Annotated in this window: 18 protein-coding genes; 7 read left to right on the forward strand and 11 right to left on the reverse strand. The window is 71.8% G+C overall.

Annotation, left to right across the window (positions count from 1 at the left end):
- Positions 1–21: 21 nt before the first annotated feature.
- From OG371_RS12540 to nth, 4 genes are read right to left on the reverse strand one after another with little or no spacing between them, the layout of a single operon-like run.
- The gene (locus OG371_RS12540) at positions 22–1,206 is read right to left on the reverse strand and encodes a MarP family serine protease (protein WP_329068731.1); all 1,185 of its coding nucleotides are present in this window, start codon (positions 1,204–1,206) and stop codon (positions 22–24) included.
- 4 nt (positions 1,207–1,210) lie between these two features.
- Entirely contained in the window at positions 1,211–1,909 is a 699-nt protein-coding gene (locus tag OG371_RS12545; protein WP_329068733.1) for an NUDIX hydrolase, read from the reverse strand.
- A complete protein-coding gene (locus OG371_RS12550; protein WP_329068735.1) occupies positions 1,906–2,511 on the reverse strand; it encodes a TlpA family protein disulfide reductase in 606 nt (201 codons plus the stop codon). Before OG371_RS12550 ends, OG371_RS12545 begins: the two co-directional genes overlap by 4 nt.
- Complete coding sequence (gene nth, locus OG371_RS12555; RefSeq protein WP_329068737.1) at positions 2,508–3,191, reverse strand: endonuclease III; 684 nt, start codon at positions 3,189–3,191, stop codon at positions 2,508–2,510. Before nth ends, OG371_RS12550 begins: the two co-directional genes overlap by 4 nt.
- Positions 3,192–3,426: 235 nt before the next feature.
- On the opposite strand from nth, the gene OG371_RS12560 reads away from it, so the two are divergent.
- The 4 genes from OG371_RS12560 (at position 3,427) to OG371_RS12575 (ending at position 7,442) form a co-directional block, all read left to right on the forward strand.
- Positions 3,427–3,678, forward strand: a complete 252-nt coding sequence (locus OG371_RS12560) for a hypothetical protein (protein ID WP_013230551.1) — start codon at positions 3,427–3,429, stop codon at positions 3,676–3,678.
- Between the two features lie 160 nt (positions 3,679–3,838).
- A complete protein-coding gene (locus OG371_RS12565) occupies positions 3,839–4,513 on the forward strand; it encodes a Crp/Fnr family transcriptional regulator (protein WP_003081747.1) in 675 nt (224 codons plus the stop codon).
- Positions 4,514–4,974: 461 nt separating this feature from the next.
- Complete coding sequence (locus OG371_RS12570; RefSeq protein ID WP_329068738.1) at positions 4,975–6,231, forward strand: MFS transporter; 1,257 nt, start codon at positions 4,975–4,977, stop codon at positions 6,229–6,231.
- Between the two features lie 143 nt (positions 6,232–6,374).
- Positions 6,375–7,442, forward strand: a complete 1,068-nt coding sequence (locus tag OG371_RS12575) for a DNA polymerase III subunit beta (RefSeq protein WP_329068740.1) — start codon at positions 6,375–6,377, stop codon at positions 7,440–7,442.
- An 85-nt stretch (positions 7,443–7,527) separates the two neighbouring features.
- Here OG371_RS12575 and OG371_RS12580 read toward each other — a convergent pair whose 3' ends face one another.
- The 7 genes from OG371_RS12580 to OG371_RS12610 all read right to left on the reverse strand — a co-directional run bounded on the left by OG371_RS12580 (position 7,528) and on the right by OG371_RS12610 (position 11,960).
- Positions 7,528–7,782, reverse strand: coding sequence for a glutaredoxin family protein (locus OG371_RS12580; RefSeq protein ID WP_329068742.1), 255 nt, complete (start codon positions 7,780–7,782; stop codon positions 7,528–7,530).
- Complete coding sequence (locus OG371_RS12585; protein ID WP_329068743.1) at positions 7,779–8,552, reverse strand: MBL fold metallo-hydrolase; 774 nt, start codon at positions 8,550–8,552, stop codon at positions 7,779–7,781. Before OG371_RS12585 ends, OG371_RS12580 begins: the two co-directional genes overlap by 4 nt.
- A 1-nt stretch (position 8,553) precedes the next feature.
- The gene (locus OG371_RS12590) at positions 8,554–9,378 is read right to left on the reverse strand and encodes an NUDIX hydrolase (protein WP_329068745.1); all 825 of its coding nucleotides are present in this window, start codon (positions 9,376–9,378) and stop codon (positions 8,554–8,556) included.
- A 110-nt stretch (positions 9,379–9,488) separates the two neighbouring features.
- Entirely contained in the window at positions 9,489–10,658 is a 1,170-nt protein-coding gene (locus OG371_RS12595) for a hypothetical protein (RefSeq protein ID WP_329068747.1), read from the reverse strand.
- A 38-nt stretch (positions 10,659–10,696) separates the two neighbouring features.
- Positions 10,697–11,326: a hypothetical protein gene (locus OG371_RS12600; protein ID WP_091626980.1), complete on the reverse strand. Its 630-nt coding sequence runs from the start codon at positions 11,324–11,326 to the stop codon at positions 10,697–10,699.
- Positions 11,326–11,781, reverse strand: a complete 456-nt coding sequence (locus OG371_RS12605; RefSeq protein ID WP_329068750.1) for a RidA family protein — start codon at positions 11,779–11,781, stop codon at positions 11,326–11,328. The genes OG371_RS12600 and OG371_RS12605 overlap by 1 nt, the downstream gene beginning before the upstream one ends.
- 11 nt (positions 11,782–11,792) lie before the next feature.
- Positions 11,793–11,960 (reverse strand): DUF4177 domain-containing protein, encoded by a 168-nt coding sequence (locus OG371_RS12610; RefSeq protein WP_091626985.1) that lies wholly within the window; start codon positions 11,958–11,960, stop codon positions 11,793–11,795.
- A 188-nt stretch (positions 11,961–12,148) separates the two neighbouring features.
- Here OG371_RS12610 and OG371_RS12615 point away from each other — a divergent pair, with 188 nt between their 5' ends.
- From OG371_RS12615 to OG371_RS12625, 3 genes are read left to right on the forward strand one after another with little or no spacing between them, the layout of a single operon-like run.
- Positions 12,149–12,397, forward strand: coding sequence for a hypothetical protein (locus tag OG371_RS12615; protein ID WP_329068753.1), 249 nt, complete (start codon positions 12,149–12,151; stop codon positions 12,395–12,397).
- Positions 12,398–12,419: 22 nt separating this feature from the next.
- Positions 12,420–13,424, forward strand: coding sequence for an ArsA-related P-loop ATPase (locus OG371_RS12620; protein WP_329068755.1), 1,005 nt, complete (start codon positions 12,420–12,422; stop codon positions 13,422–13,424).
- Positions 13,424–14,551: an ArsA family ATPase gene (locus tag OG371_RS12625; RefSeq protein WP_329068756.1), complete on the forward strand. Its 1,128-nt coding sequence runs from the start codon at positions 13,424–13,426 to the stop codon at positions 14,549–14,551. The genes OG371_RS12620 and OG371_RS12625 overlap by 1 nt, the downstream gene beginning before the upstream one ends.
- The last annotated feature ends 76 nt before the right edge of the window (positions 14,552–14,627 follow it).

Raw genomic sequence — 14,627 nt, forward strand, 5'->3', positions numbered from 1 at the left:
CGCGCTGGTCGCGTCCCGCTTTCAGCTCGCGCAGGCGCCGGTGCTCACGTTCGTCGTCTGCGACGGGGCGGCGTCGACCTCCGAGCGGACCTGTTCGGCGGTCAGTGTGAAGCCCGTGTCCGGGTCCTCCACCGCCGCGCCGAAGACCACGCCGATCACGTCGCCGTCCGGCGTGAGCATCGGGCCGCCGGAGTTGCCGCTGCGGATGCTCGCGCGGACGGTGAACACGTCCCGCTGCACGGTGTTCGCCTCGTAGATGTCCGGGCCACGCAGGTTGATCCGGCCGCGCACGCGGGCGGCCGTCGCCTTGTACGGGCCGTCGAGCGGGTAGCCCAGCACGATCGCGCTGTCGCCCGCGCCCGCGGTCTGGGCGGCGAACGGCAGAGCGGGCGCGCGCAGGCCCGGCACCGCGAGCACGGCGATGTCGACCTCCGGGTTGAAGTACACGACCCGCGCCCGGTAGTCGCCCGAGGTGGACTCGATGCCGACCTCGTCGGTGCCCGCGACCACGTGCGCGTTGGTCATCACGCGCTGCGGCGCGATCACGAAACCGCTGCCCTCCAGCGCCCGCGAGCACGACGGCGCGGTGCCGCGGATCTTCACGACGCTCGGGTGCACGCGGGTGACGACCGCACTGGCGTCCAGCGACGAGTCCGGCGGCGAGGTGTCCGCCGAAGGCGCCTTCTCGAACGGCGACACCGCGGACGGGAAGCCCGACGCGTCGAGCAGCTTGCGCAGGTCGGTCGGGAAGCCCTGGGCCGCGGCCGGCATCGCGTCGTTGACCTTGCCCAGCACCACCGAGGAGTTGATCGCCTTGGCCAGCCCCGGCACGGCGGAGACGGTGGTCAGCGGGTTCGCCACCAGCCACGCGACCACGAACACCGCGGCCGCCTGCACGATCGCGCCCAGCGTTTTGTCCACTCCGGACAGCTTGTCGGGATTGATCTTCTGGCGCAGCCGCCGCCCGACCCAGACCCCGATCGTCTCGCCGAGCACCACGAGGAACACCACGGTGCCGAACGCGAATGCCACCTTCGCGACCTGGTTGTCGAACAGCTCCACCACGTACGGCGCGAGCTTCACCCCGAGCACGGCGCCGATGCCGACGCCGATCAGCGCGGGCAGGGCCACGATCACGCCTTGGAACGCGCCGGAGACCGCGGCGAGGACCGCGAGCAGCAGTACCAGGACATCAACCCAGTTCACCTGGTCACCCCCGCTCTTCGGCCGCGTTCCGGGCCTGGTGTTCGGCCAACGCTACGTCAAGGTCCCGCACGTCGCCGGTGTCCCACTCCCGTTCCCAGCCGCCCAGTGACAACAGCGTGGACAGCAGGCCGGCGGTGAAGCCCCAGACGAACAGGCCGTCGACGTCGAACGCCGGGCCCTTCCACGGCGCGCCGGACTTCTGCACCTGGAACCGGCGGGCCGGGTCGGTCAGGTCGGCCAGCGAGACGCGCGCGACCGCGGCCGTCTCGCCGGGATCGACGGCGTGCACCGGCGACGGCGTCTGCCAATACGCGAGCACGGGCGTCACCGCGAAGCGCGAGACGGGCACGAACAGCTCCGGCAGCACCGCGATCGGCAGCACGCCGGACGGGTCGACGCCGGTCTCCTCCTCGGCCTCGCGCAGGGCCGTGCCGACCGGGCCGCCGTCGCCGTCCTCGGCGCCGCCGCCCGGGAACGAGACCTGGCCGGCGTGCGAGCCGAGGGTGTCGGCGCGGCGCTGGAGCAGCACGTCCGGGCCGTCGGCGCGCTCGCCGAACAGGATCAGCACGGCGGCCGAGCGCGTCAGCAGGTCCTCCGGCGGGGCGAACCGGGTGAACGCCCGGCTGTCGACCTCGGCGGACACCTTGACCAGCGGCCGCAGCCACTCGGGCACGGCTTCGGGTGCGACGAGCGGTCCGGTCATGAATTGTCCTTCACAGCGGTACGCACCTGATCAGTGTTGTCGAACAAGCGTGGACTCCCGATGAACCGGACCTGCCCGCCCGCGGTGACCAGGTAGGAGGCCGGGAGGGAGGACGGCACCTTCAGCGCCGTGCGGATCGGCCCGGTCTGGCCGTCGCCGTCGAAAACCGAGGGCAGGTGGACGCCGAGCTGGGCCAGCAGCCCGAGGCCGTCCTTGGCGGGGCTGGCCACCTGCACGCCGAGCACGCGCGCCGCGCCGGGCTCCGCGGCGTACCGGTCCAGCACCGGCAGCTCGGTGCGGCACGGCACGCACCACGACGCCCACACGTTCACCAGCACCGGGCCGCCGCCCAGCGCCTTGCCGACGTCCACGCGGGAGCCGTCGCCGAGGCAGTCGGCCTGGATTCCGGCCAGGTCCTGGACACCCGCGCCGGCGGACGGCGCCGGGCACGGCCGCAGCGCCGCCTGCGCGCGGACCGCGGCGAGGTCGCCGGTGGCCGGCGCGGCGCTCTTCGCATCGCCGCCGCGCGTGGTCAGCAGGGCCACGAGCAGCGCGACCACCAGGACCGCGCCGCCGAGGGCCCATTTGGTGACTGCCGTCACCCGCGCGCCGCCAGCTCGAGGATGTGCTCACGCTCCTGCCCCTTGACCAGCTTCGCGGCCGCTTCGAACTCGGTCGGCCCGGCGCCGAACGACGGGCAGTCCTTCTTCAGCGGGCAGGCGCCGCAGGCGGGCTTGCGGGCGTGGCAGACGCGGCGGCCGTGGAAGATCACGCGGTGGGACAGCATCGTCCACTCCTTGCGCGGGATCAGCTCGCCGACCGCGTGCTCGACCTTGACCGGGTCCTCCTCCGCGGTCCAGCCCCAGCGACGGACGAGCCGGCCGAAGTGGGTGTCCACGGTGATCCCCGGCACGTCGAAGGCGTTGCCGAGCACGACGTTCGCGGTCTTGCGGCCGACCCCGGGCAGCGTGACCAGGTCCTCCAGCCGGCCGGGCACCTCGCCGCCGAAGCGCTCGGTCAGCGCGGCGCCGAGGCCCATCACCGAGTTGGCCTTCGCGCGGAAGAACCCGGTGGTGCGGAGGAATTCCTCCAGCTCGGCCCGGTCCGCGCCGGCGTAATCGGCGGCGGTGCGGTAGCGCTTGAACAGCGCGGGCGTGACCAGGTTCACCCGCACGTCCGTGGTCTGTGCCGAAAGGACGACCGCGACCAGCAGTTCCAGCGGAGTGGTGAAATCCAGCTCGGCCTTCGCGTCGGGATAAACCTCGTCGAGGCAACGCTTCATACGCCGGGCGCGTCTCACCAAGGCGAGCCGGCTTTCACCGGCGCCCTCGCGGGGGGCGTTCGTGGCGGCAGGTGGCACCCCGATAGCCTACGGGCGAGTCGGACGAGCCGGGCGGGAGCACCCACCGGTGGGCGGCCGACACGCCAGAGCACCACCTCGGCGCACGCGTGTCCGCCATGAGCGAGGATCTGGAGTCCATGCTTACTTTTGTCACCGACAGTAGTGGATGTGTGTCATGACCGTCTGGTTCGTGATCCTGGTCCCGCTGGTGATCATGTTCTTCGCGCTCTTCATGGAGCGTGTGGAGAGCCGGCTCAAGCACGTCGCCGTGCAGGAGAACGAGGTCGAAGAATTCCTGGAGCAGGCCCAGCCCAACGAGGTCAGGGCCCTGTACGGGCACGGAATCGGCCGCGCGCTCGAGCTGTTCCGGCTGCGCCGGCTCGGCGGAAGGGCAGCCAGGCTTCGCGCGCGGCGCGTGCGGAGTTAGGCTCCACGTTCGTGCGAGATCGTCTCCGGCCGCCGCGGGCAACGCGGCGAGCCGACGGGCGATCTCGCCGACACGCCCTAGACTGACGCGAAAGTGATCGGCGACACGGGCCTCCACCAGCGGAGGAGCGTGATCGTTTCTCGACGAGGAGGCACCCGAGGTGGACGAAACCCTGGCCCGTGCGGGCATTTTCCAGGGTGTTGAGCCGGCGGCCGCGGAGGCTCTGGCCCAGACCTTGGAATCCGTGGAGTTCCCCCGCGGCCATGTCATCTTCAACGAGGGCGAGCCCGGCGACAAGCTGTACATCATCCAGTCCGGCAAGGTGAAGATCGGCCGCAAGTCCCCGGACGGCCGCGAGAACCTGCTGGGCATCTTCGGCCCGTCCGACATGTTCGGCGAGCTGTCCATCTTCGACCCCGGCCCCCGCACGTCCAGCGCGACGACGGTGACCGAGGTCCGCGCGGTCACCATGGACCGCCCGGCGCTGCGCCAGTGGATCTCCACCCGGCCGGAGATCGCCGAGCAGCTGCTGCGCGTGGTCGCCAGGAGGCTGCGCCGGACGAACAACATGGTCGCCGAGCTGATCTTCACCGACGTCCCCGGCCGCGTGGCCCGGGCGCTGCTGCAGCTCGCGCAGCGCTTCGGCAGCCAGGAAGCCGGCCTGCTGCGGGTCACGCACGACCTCACGCAGGAAGAGATCGCGCAGTACGTCGGCGCTTCCCGCGAGACCGTGAACAAGGCGCTGGCCGACTTCGCGCACCGCGGCTGGCTGCGGCTCGAAGGCAAGAGCGTGCTGATCCTCGACCCGGAGCGGCTGGCGCGGCGCGCCCGTTGATCCCCTGCGCGGGGTAACCCCCGCGGTTTTCCCGAAGGCCACCCCCGTTTCGCGCGGCGGGTGGCCTTCGTGTTTTTCTTTGTCAGGCAAGGAAGTTCTGGCAAAAACAAACGAGGAGCCGGGCGCCACCCCCGACGTGGCGCACCGGCTCCTCGCTCGCGCGCGGACCATCCCCCGACGACCCGCGCTCCCGCCCTCCGGACCAGGCCCCGACCCGTATGCCAGAGGGAGCTGGGAGTTGTGCTGTTGTACAACCATCATGGCCCATACCCACGAATTCAAGGCCATTCACTCTCAAGGACGCCACTTCTGCGGTTTCGTTGCACGAGTTCACCGAGAATCCATACAGCGTTACGGGATCGAGACCTCAGGCACTGAACCCATCCTTCCATGCCGGCAGTGACGCACCTGACCGTCAAATAATTGGTACTCACGTACCACTCTGTTGCATACTGGTACGCGTGTCCCACTCTGCCCAGTCCGAAGGCCGGACCACGCTAGCCGACTACCGCACCGCCCTGACCGCTCCCGGCTCGCGCCGCGCGGTTCTGGCGTCCGTGCTCGCCCGGCTGCCGATCGCGATGATCGGCATCTCGGCGCTGCTCTACGTCCAGCGTGAGACGGGTTCGTTCGCCACCGCGGGCTTGGTCTCGGCCAGCTCGCTGGCCGGCGTCTCGGTGGGCGCGGTGATCCAGGGGCGGCTGATCGACCGCTTCGGCCCGACGCGCCCGCTGCTCGTCACGGCGCTGGTGCTCACGCTGTCGATGACCATGCTCGCCCTCGCGATCGAGGCCCACGCGGCGACGATCCTGCTGGTCGCGCTGGCGGCGCTGACCGGGCTTTCGGAGCCGATGGTGGGCTCGGCCTCGCGGGCGCTGTGGACCCGGCTGCTGCCCGCGGGGAGCGCGCGCAACGCCGCGTTCTCCTATGAAGCGATCAGCATGGAGATGTTCTTCATCCTCGGCCCCGGTATCGCGGGCCTGCTGGTGACGGCCCCCTGGCCGGGCACCGGCATGGTCGCGGGCACGGCGGCGATGGTCGTCGGCGCGACGCTGTTCGCGCTGAGCCCGGCCGTCCGCGCGTGGGGCCCGGCGCCGCGAACGAAGAAGCCCCTGCTGGGCGCCCTCGCCGGCCCGGGCATGCGCACGCTGGCACTCGCAGCGCTCGGCTTCGGCATGGTGATCGGTTTCGTCGAGGTCGCCGTGCCGGCTGCGGCAACGGAGTCCGGCCACGCTTCGTTGAGCGGTCTGCTGCTTTCGGCGTGGTCGCTGAGCTCTGTGGCGTTCGGCGTGGCGTACAGCCTCCACCCGTGGCCGCGCCGGCTGGGCCTGCGCCTGCCGGTGCTGCTCGGTGGTTTCGGCGCGCTGGTCGCGCTGCTGGCGCTGCCGTCGTCCCTGTGGGCCTTGGCGATCCTGATGCTCCTGGCCGGCGCCATGATCACCCCGCAGTCGACCACCCACTCGGCGGCGATCGAGCTGGTCGCGCCCCGCGGCACGGCCGCGGAGGCCTTCGGCTGGGTGCTGACGGCGGTCACGCTGGGGCTCGCCGCGGGCCAGTCGGTGAGCGGTTACCTGGTGGAGCACGCGGGCACGAGCGCGGCATTTCTGGCGGCGGGGGTGGCTGGGGTTGTGATGGCCGTTGTGGTTTGGACGCTGCGCGGCACGGTTCGGCCGGTGGTTTCGGCTGCGCCTGCGGAACTGGTCGGCGTGGGACGGTAGTCCCCTCGCTGCTGCCGCGGGCAGCGGATGACGCTTCCCCTGCACTGAGCGCGGCGAAAGCGTCATCCGCCGCTTCCCAGATCAGCAGCCATTTCCGGCTTCGACCGCCGGAATTGTCGGTGGGCGGGGCTAGCTTTGCGGGCATGGATCTGACGTCCCCAGTGCGGCCGCTGTCGGCGGCTGCTAGTGCCGCGGTCCGGCTGCTGCCGCGGCAGGCTTTGCTGCGGCTGCGCGCCGACGAAAGCGGAGTCGTGGTCGCGGGCAGCGACCGTGACCTCGCCGTGCGGTTCGCGTGCGCGGCCACCACGCACACCGACGGCGAAGTGCTCGTTCCCGCGACGCCGCTCGCCGAGACGCTGCGCATGCTAGACAGCGAGCTGGTCCGGCTGGTCGTCGAGGGCAGCCGGCTCGCGGTGCGGGTCGAGGGTGCCCGGTTCGCCCTGCCGCTGCTGGACCGCGACCTGCGGTCAGAGCCACCCTCGCCGCCTCTGGTGTCCGAAGTAGACGGTGCACTCCTGGCAACGGCTCTGCGCACCGTGGCGGGCACGGCGGCGAAGGACGACCCGCTACCCGTCTTCACCGGGGTCCGGATCCAGGCCGGCGGCGAGGGCCTGCGGCTGACCGCGTCGGACCGGTACCGGATGGCGGTCGCGCGGCTGCCGGTGCGGCGTGCCGAGGGGCCGCTCGACGTGCTCGTCCCGGCCGTCCTGCTCACCGAGGCCGCGCGGCACGCCCACGGCGTCCTCGGCCTGCACGGCGACGGCAGCCGGTTCGGCCTGAGCTGGGCCGGCGGCGCGGTCACCACCGCGGTCCTGGACGCGGGTTTCCTGTCGGAGGACGCGATCCCGTCCGACGCCGTCGATACCGAAGTGGAGATCGACGCGGACGCGCTCGCCGCCGCGGTTCGGCGGGTTGGCGTTTACTCCGAGGACCGACGCATCCTCACCCTGGAGGTCGGCGACGCGCACGTTCGCCTCGCCAGCTCTCGCCAAGACACCGGCGAAGCGGAGGAAACGCTGAAGGCAAACGTTTGCGGCGGCCGCACCTCACCGTCCTTCCAGGCGAAGTACCTCCTGGAAGCCCTGGCTCCGTTCTCCGGCGGCGACGTCCGGCTCACCATCCAGCCCGGGATGCGCGCGTGTGTCCTGCGTTCCGTCGAGGCGAAGGAGGTCGAGCTGACGTACTACCTGATGCCCATGCTGCCCCGCTGACGGCAAAAAAGGCCGCTCGCATCCGAACACCCGAACACCCGGAAGCGAGCGACCCGACTCAGCAAGAGAACTCAGGCGAAAGAACTCAGGCGGCGGACTCGGCCCGCACGGCCGCTTCCACCTCGTCGAAGCTCGGGTTCACCAAGGCGGTCGAGCCGATGATCACGGTCGGCACGGTCTCGTTGCCGTTGGCCACCGCGCGCACTCGCTCGGCCGCGCCCGGGTCTTCCCAGATGTTGATCTCCTTGACGTTCAGGCCGCTCGCCATCAACGGGCGCCGCAGCGCCGCGCAGAAGCCGCAGCCCGGCCGCCAGTAGAACTCGACCTCGACGTCACTCATCGCGCGTCCTCCGAAGAACGTAGGTAGTCCAGCTGCGCCTGCACGCTCAGCTCGGCAGGCGCCCACAGTGCCTGGTCGACGTCGGCGTAGACGACCTCGACCACCTGGCGCGGAGTCGCGTCCGCGCCGAGCACCCCCAAGGCGGAACGCACCTGGTCCAGCCGCTGTTCCCGGTGCGACAGGTACTCGCGCGCGGTCGCGGGCAGATCGGCCAGCTCGGGGCCGTGCCCGGGCAGGCCGGGGGTGCCGCCGGGCAGCTCGATCAGCCGACGCAGGGAGCGCAGGTAGTCGCCGAGATCGTGCAGCACAGTGGTGCCGCGGCCCAGGATCGTGTCGCCGGTCAGGATCTGGCCCGCGACGTGCAATGACACGGAATCGTCCGTATGCCCGGGGGTGTGCAGCACCTCGAAGCTCAGGCCGCCGGCGGTCAGCACGTCGCCGTCCGCGAACGGCTCCGCGCCCAGGCACAGCGACGCGTCGAACGCCCGCACCGGCGCCCCGACCTTCTCTGCCAGCCAAGGCGCGCCCTCGGCGTGGTCCGGATGGTGGTGGGTCAGCACGATCAGCTCGACCGGTCCGACGGCCGCGAGCAGCTCCAAATGCTCCAGGTCGCGGTAGCCCGGGTCGACGACCACGGCGGCGGGCGCGTCCGGCGCGCGCAGCACCCAGCTGTTCGTGCCCTCCAGCGTCATCATCGACGGGTTGTTCTCCAACAGCACCGAAGCTGTCTCGGAAACACGGCGCAGCTCGCCGTACGCGGGCGCGGTCACTTCAGGCCTCCGTCGGATTCAGCACAACGCGGATGTGGTCGCCATCCCGGATCAGCGTCGGAGTGGTCCGGACGATCTCCCGGTGCGACGCGAGCGCCTCGTCCGCCGTGGCGAACGCCTCCAGCTCGCTGAGCATCAGCCAGGTGGGCGGCATCAGCATGCGGCGGCCTTCGCGGGCGTCGGCGATCGCGTCCCGCGGGAGTTGCCAGCCGACGGCGTCGGCTTCGGAGGTCGCGCCGTCCGCGCGCTGGCCTTCGGGGAGCTTCGCGGCGAAGAACCGCGTGTCGTAACGGCGCGGCTCCTGCTCGGGCGTAACCCAGTGCGCCCACGGCAGCAGCAGGTCGGCGCGCAGCGTCAGACCGGCGTCGGCGAGGAAGCCGGCGAGCGAGATTTCCTTGCTCTCCAAGGCTTTCCGGGCGTCGCGGTACGGCGAGACGTCGGCGACCACGCCGTCCTCCGCGCCCGCGAGCAAAACGCCGGATTCCTCGAACGTCTCGCGCACCGCGCCGCACACCAGCGCACGGGCGAGGCCATCGTCACAGGTGAACTGCCCGGCCCACCAGCTCGGCGGCGGCCCGGCCCAGCTCACGGACGCGTCGGCGTCGCGCGGGTCCACCCCGCCGCCGGGGAAAACGGTCATCCCGCCCGCGAACGGCATGCCCTTGACGCGGTGCTGGAGGAAGACCTCGAGGCCGGCCGCGCCGTCGCGCAGGAGGATCACCGTCGCCGCGTCCCTGGGCCGGGCGGGCGGCCCGTCGGCGTTCCCCCTCGTCGCGATGCCGGGATTCACGGGGATGTCGAAGACGAACTCACGGGGCCGATCCACCCGGGCAACATACCTCGCATCCCGGGCGGACGGCCGGACACTTGTGGCATCTCATACGACAACGGCGGACCGGGATGCCCGGTCCGCCGTTGTCACAAGCACCAAACGCGTCAGGAGTTGGACCAGCGCTGGTCGCCGCCGCTGCGGGACGCGCCGTTGAGGCGCAGCTTCGCCGCCTCGGCCCGTTCCCGTTCGGCCAGCTCCGCGTGCAGCTCACGCAGCAGCGCGCGGTCCCGCTCGGACAGGCTCGGGTCTTCCAGGTCAAGCGCGGGCAGGTCGACGACCTCGTGCATGCTCGGCTTGCCCGCGGCGATCTCGCGGCCCTTCTCCGGGTCTTCGGCCAGCGCCTGCCGCAGCTGCGCGACCTCGGCCGGCGTCAGGTCGGCAGTGCGTTCCGCGCGGGTCTCCGAATCGGACCGCGACCCACGCGAGTTGTCCTGCGGCAACGGAGGCGGCGGCGTGGGAGGCGCCGGCGGCGGGCTCGGCTGGCTCCGCTCGATCGGCACCACGGGCGCGATCGGCTCGGCGGCCTGCGCGCGCATGCTGTGCCGGCTCGGCGACTCGACGACCGGCTCCGGCACGGCGGCCGGGACAGGCGGCGGGGGCGGCGTCACCGGCTCGGGCGCGCGGTACTCCGCGGGCGACGAGTGCGTGCTGCCCGTGACCCACACCGGCGTCGCGACGGCACCGGCCGACTGGTGGTACGAGGACCGGGCGACCCCGGGGCCGCTGACCTCGACGACCGACCGGATGCCCGCGCGGCGCAGCGCCGTGTCGACGCGGAACGCGACCGCGGGCGGGTTGCCTTCGGGGCCCAGCTCGACGAGCACCACCCGCTGCGGCAGCGCGCCCGGCACACTGCCCGCCGGGGTGTTGCGCCACACCGCGTGCACGGACCGGACGTCCGGCAGCACCTGCAGCGTGCGGTCCAGCGCCTCGGCCAGCCCGAACTCCGGCTGGTTGTCGCCGGTGAACCGGTGGCTGTGCACCTGCTCGGCTTCGTCGACCAGCAGGTCGTTGGCCAGTGTGGCGTCCGACCGGCTCATCTCGAGCACCAGCGCCAGCTCACGCTGCTCCGTCGAGCTCACCGGGATCCGGCCCGCGATCAGCGTGCCGGTGGTCAGCTCGACCGCCTCGTCGATGTGCGCGCGGGCGATCAGCTCGCGCGCCTCGGTGAGTGCGCTGTCATCGATCCGGCCCGCCAAGGCCAGTAACAGGTTGTGCAGGCGCAGTGGCACCGAAAACCCGTCCATGGGCGGGCCATCGTGGACCTCCACCATTGCTCTGCTCCCTCCCAGCTCGCCTGGCGGCACGAGCGTTAAGCGGCGACGAGTCGATTGCCCGAGCCCGCGGCGCCGACGCAGACCAGCTCGGAATTGGCGAGCGCGGCCCGGTGGTACCCGGGAAGGTCGAAGCGCGGCGGGATGACCTCGACGCTGGGCTCCTCGTCTCCCAGGACCCGCAGCACGCGCTGCAGTTCCCCGGTGAGCCTCGGCTGCCCGGTCGTCGCCGTCACCAGCAGGACCCGCTTGGCCCCGCCTTCACCGACCACACCGAGGTGCCGCCAGCTTTGCCGCACTTCCCCCACATCCACGCGCCCACGCAACGTTGCGTGGAGCAAGACGGACACAGAGTCGACGGAGTTCACCCATTCGGGCGCACTCTGCGTGAATGTGTACCTGGTCTCGGTGACGTCGTCTACCCCCAGGGTGGAACTCACCTGGTGCCAGTCGGCGCCGTGCGGGATCAGACCCGCGACGAGCAGGCGGTACTCGGTCTGGTCCAGATCGATCCTGTGCTTAAGCAAAGACCTGGGGAGGGTGCGCGCGAGCGTGCCCATCGCGCCCTCGCCGAGCCAGTCCCGGAATCGCCACAGCAGCTGGTCGGGCGTGCGGCCCGCCAGCCGGATCAGCAGCTCGTGCAGGGACTGTTCGATGTCGGGATCCACTACCGCACCTCCACGATGAGTTCGACCTCCACGGGCGCCCCGATCGGCAGCTCCGCGACGCCGACGGCCGAGCGGGCGTGCACGCCCGCGTCGCCGAAGACCTCGCCCAGCAGCTCGGAGGCGCCGTTGACCACAGCGGGCTGGCCGGTGAAGCCGTCCGCGGACGCGACGAAGCCGACCACCTTCACGATGCGCACCACCGAGTCGATGCCGACGAGCGCGTGCACCGCGGCGAGGGCGTTCAGCGCCGCCGTGCGGGCGTGCCCCTTCGCCTCCTCGGGGCTGACTTCCGCGCCGACCTTGCCGGTCGCGGCGAGCACGCCGTCGACGAACGGCAGCTGGCCGGACGTGTAGACGTGCGAGCCGCTCTGCACGGCCGGCACGTACGCGGCCAGCGGCGCGGCGACGCCGGGCAGCTCGATGCCGAGCTCGGTGAGCCGGGAGCTCCAAGTCATGACGGTCCCCCTCAGCCCTTCGCGCGCTTGAGGTAGGCGACGTGCTGCTCGCCGCTCGGGTTGGGCAGCACCGTCACCAGTTCCCAGCCGTCCTCGCCCCACTGGTCGAGGATCTGCTTCGTCGCGTGGATCAGCAGGGGGACGGTGGCGTACTCGAATTTCACACCGGTGGCGCTCATGCGAGGGAGCGTAACCAAGGCGGCAAGGGCGTCCGTGAGGCGTCCGCCTAACAGGTCGCCACCCGAACAGGTGAACGACTCACCGACCGTAGTTCGATGTGGCTTACTTCACACTCGGTCGCGAGCAGCCGGGCCGGTTCTCGCCGAACCGGACACACACGACGGCCCGGGCCGCTAGCGTGCCGGCTGTGGAGACCTGGCGGATCGTCGCGACGGCGCTGCTCGCGGCCGCCGGACTGCCGCTGGTTCTGGTCGTGATGGCGAAAGTGCGCGACCGGGTGGACAGCTCGGCCCAGGTCGCGATCGGCGGGGCGGTGACGCTCACCGCACTGGTCGTGGTGGCCGTGCTCACCCTGACCGTGCTCCCGGGGGCGCTCACCTGGATCGTCGTGGGGGCGGTGGCCGCTGCGTTCGGCGTCATGATGCTCGCCAGCTGAAAGCCGGTTTAGGGTGAACATCGTGACCACACCCCCCGCCGGCTGGACCGACGAGCTCTCCCGGGCCCGCCTGCACTTCGTCACCGGCAAGGGCGGTACCGGCAAGACCACGCTGACCGCGGCGCTGGGCCTCGCGCTCGCCCGTGAGGGCCGCCGCGTGCTGCTGATCGAGGTCGAGGGACGCCAGGGCATCGCCCAGCTCTTCGACACCGAACCGCTGCCGTACGCCGAGCAGCGCATCGCGTCCGTGCCCGGCGGCGGCGAGCTGCGCGCGCTGCACATCGACGTCGAGGCCGCGCTGCTCGAGTACTTCGAGATGTTCTACAACCTGGGCTTCGCCGGCCGGACGCTGCGGCGGATGGGCGCGATCGAGTTCGCCACCACGCTGGCGCCGGGCCTGCGCGACGTCCTGCTCACCGGGAAGATCAAGGAGTGCGTCGGCCGCACGGAGTCCGACGGGCGCCACACCTACGACGCCGTGGTCGTCGATTCGCCGCCGACCGGCCGCGTGGTGAAGTTCCTCGACGTCACCAAGGCCCTCACCGACCTCGCCAAGACCGGCCCGATCCGCGGCCAGGCCGACGGCGTCGTGCGGCTGCTGCACTCCGGCGAGACCGCGGTGCACCTGGCCACGCTGCTGGAGGAGATGCCGGTCCGCGAGACGGTGGAGGCGGTGGCCGAGCTCGACGGCGCCGACCTGCGCCCGGGCGCGGTCATGGTCAACCGGGTCCGGCCGCCGCGGCTGCCCGCGCGCTCGGTGACCGCGGCCGCGGACGGGCGCGTGGACGCCGCGCGGGTGCGCAGCGGGCTGGCGTCGGCCGGGGTGAAGCTGCCCGACGACACGCTGGACGCGCTGGTCGAGGAGACCGTGGAGCACGCCGTGCGCGTGGCCGCGGAGCAGCGGGCGCGCGAGCAGCTGGCCGAGGCCGACCTGCCGACGCTGGAGGTGCCGGAGCTCACCGACGGCGTCGACGTCGCGGGCCTCTACGAGCTCGCCGAGGCGCTGGTGGAACAAGGGGTGCGCTGATGAGCACGGCGATCGACATCGACGCGCTGCTGGACGACGCCGACAGCCGCGTGGTCGTGTGCTGCGGCTCCGGCGGCGTCGGCAAGACGACCACCGCGGCGGCGCTCGCCGTGCGCGCGGCCGAGCGCGGCCGCCGGACCGTGGTGCTCACGATCGACCCGGCGCGCCGCCTCGCGCAGGCGCTGGGCCTGCGCGAGCTGAGCAACCACCCGAAGCAGGTGAAGGTCGAAGGCTTCGAGCCCAAGGGCGAGCTGTGGGCGATGATGCTCGACATGCGCCGCACGTTCGACGACATGGTGCGCGTGCACGCCGGGCCGGAGCGGGCCGAGCAGCTGCTGCAGAATCCCTTCTACCAGACCATTTCCACGTCGTTCTCCGGGACGCAGGAGTACATGGCGATGGAGAAGCTGGGCCAGCTCGCCGCCACCGATGAGTGGGACCTGATCGTGGTGGACACCCCGCCGAGCCGGTCGGCGCTGGACTTCCTGGACGCGCCGACGCGCCTGTCCAGCGCGCTCGACGGCCGCATGATCCGCCTGCTCACCGGCCCGGCGAAGGCCGGCGGCTGGGGCCTGCGGAAGGTGGTCAGCGCGGGTTTCTCGATGTTCGCGAAGGCCGTGTCGACGATCATCGGCGGCCAGCTGCTGGCCGACGCGTCCTCTTTCATGCAGGCCTTCGACAGCATGTTCGGCGGGTTCCGCGAGCGCGCGCGCAAGACCGCGGAGCTGCTGCGCTCCAGCGGCACGTCGTTCCTCGTGGTGGCCGCGCCGGAGCCGGACGCGCTGCGTGAGGCGTCCTACTTCGTCGAACGGCTGGCCGGCGAGTCGATGCCGCTCGCCGGGCTGGTGGCGAACCGGACGCACCCGGTGCTGGCGCAGCTTTCCGCCGCGGAGGCGCTGGCCGCCGCCGAGTCGCTGGTCAAGAGCGAGACGTCCGCCCCGCTGGCCGAGGCCGTGCTGCGGCTGCACGCCGACCGCGTCGTCCTCGCCGACCGCGAGAACCGGCTCCTGTCGCGCTTCACCCTGGCCCATCCGGAGGTGCCGCTGGTCCGCGTGCCCGCGCTGGCCGGCGACGTGCACGACCTCGACGGCCTGCGCGACATCGGCGTGAAGCTCGTGAGTGGCTAGACCGGTTAGTTGGGGTCGCCCTTGCGGGCGTGCCTTTGTGGGCTGAAAATTGTGGTTGGCTGCCTGTTGACGTCGT

The sequence above is a fragment of the Amycolatopsis sp. NBC_01480 genome, from assembly GCF_036227205.1.
Classification (GTDB): Bacteria; Actinomycetota; Actinomycetes; order Mycobacteriales; family Pseudonocardiaceae; genus Amycolatopsis.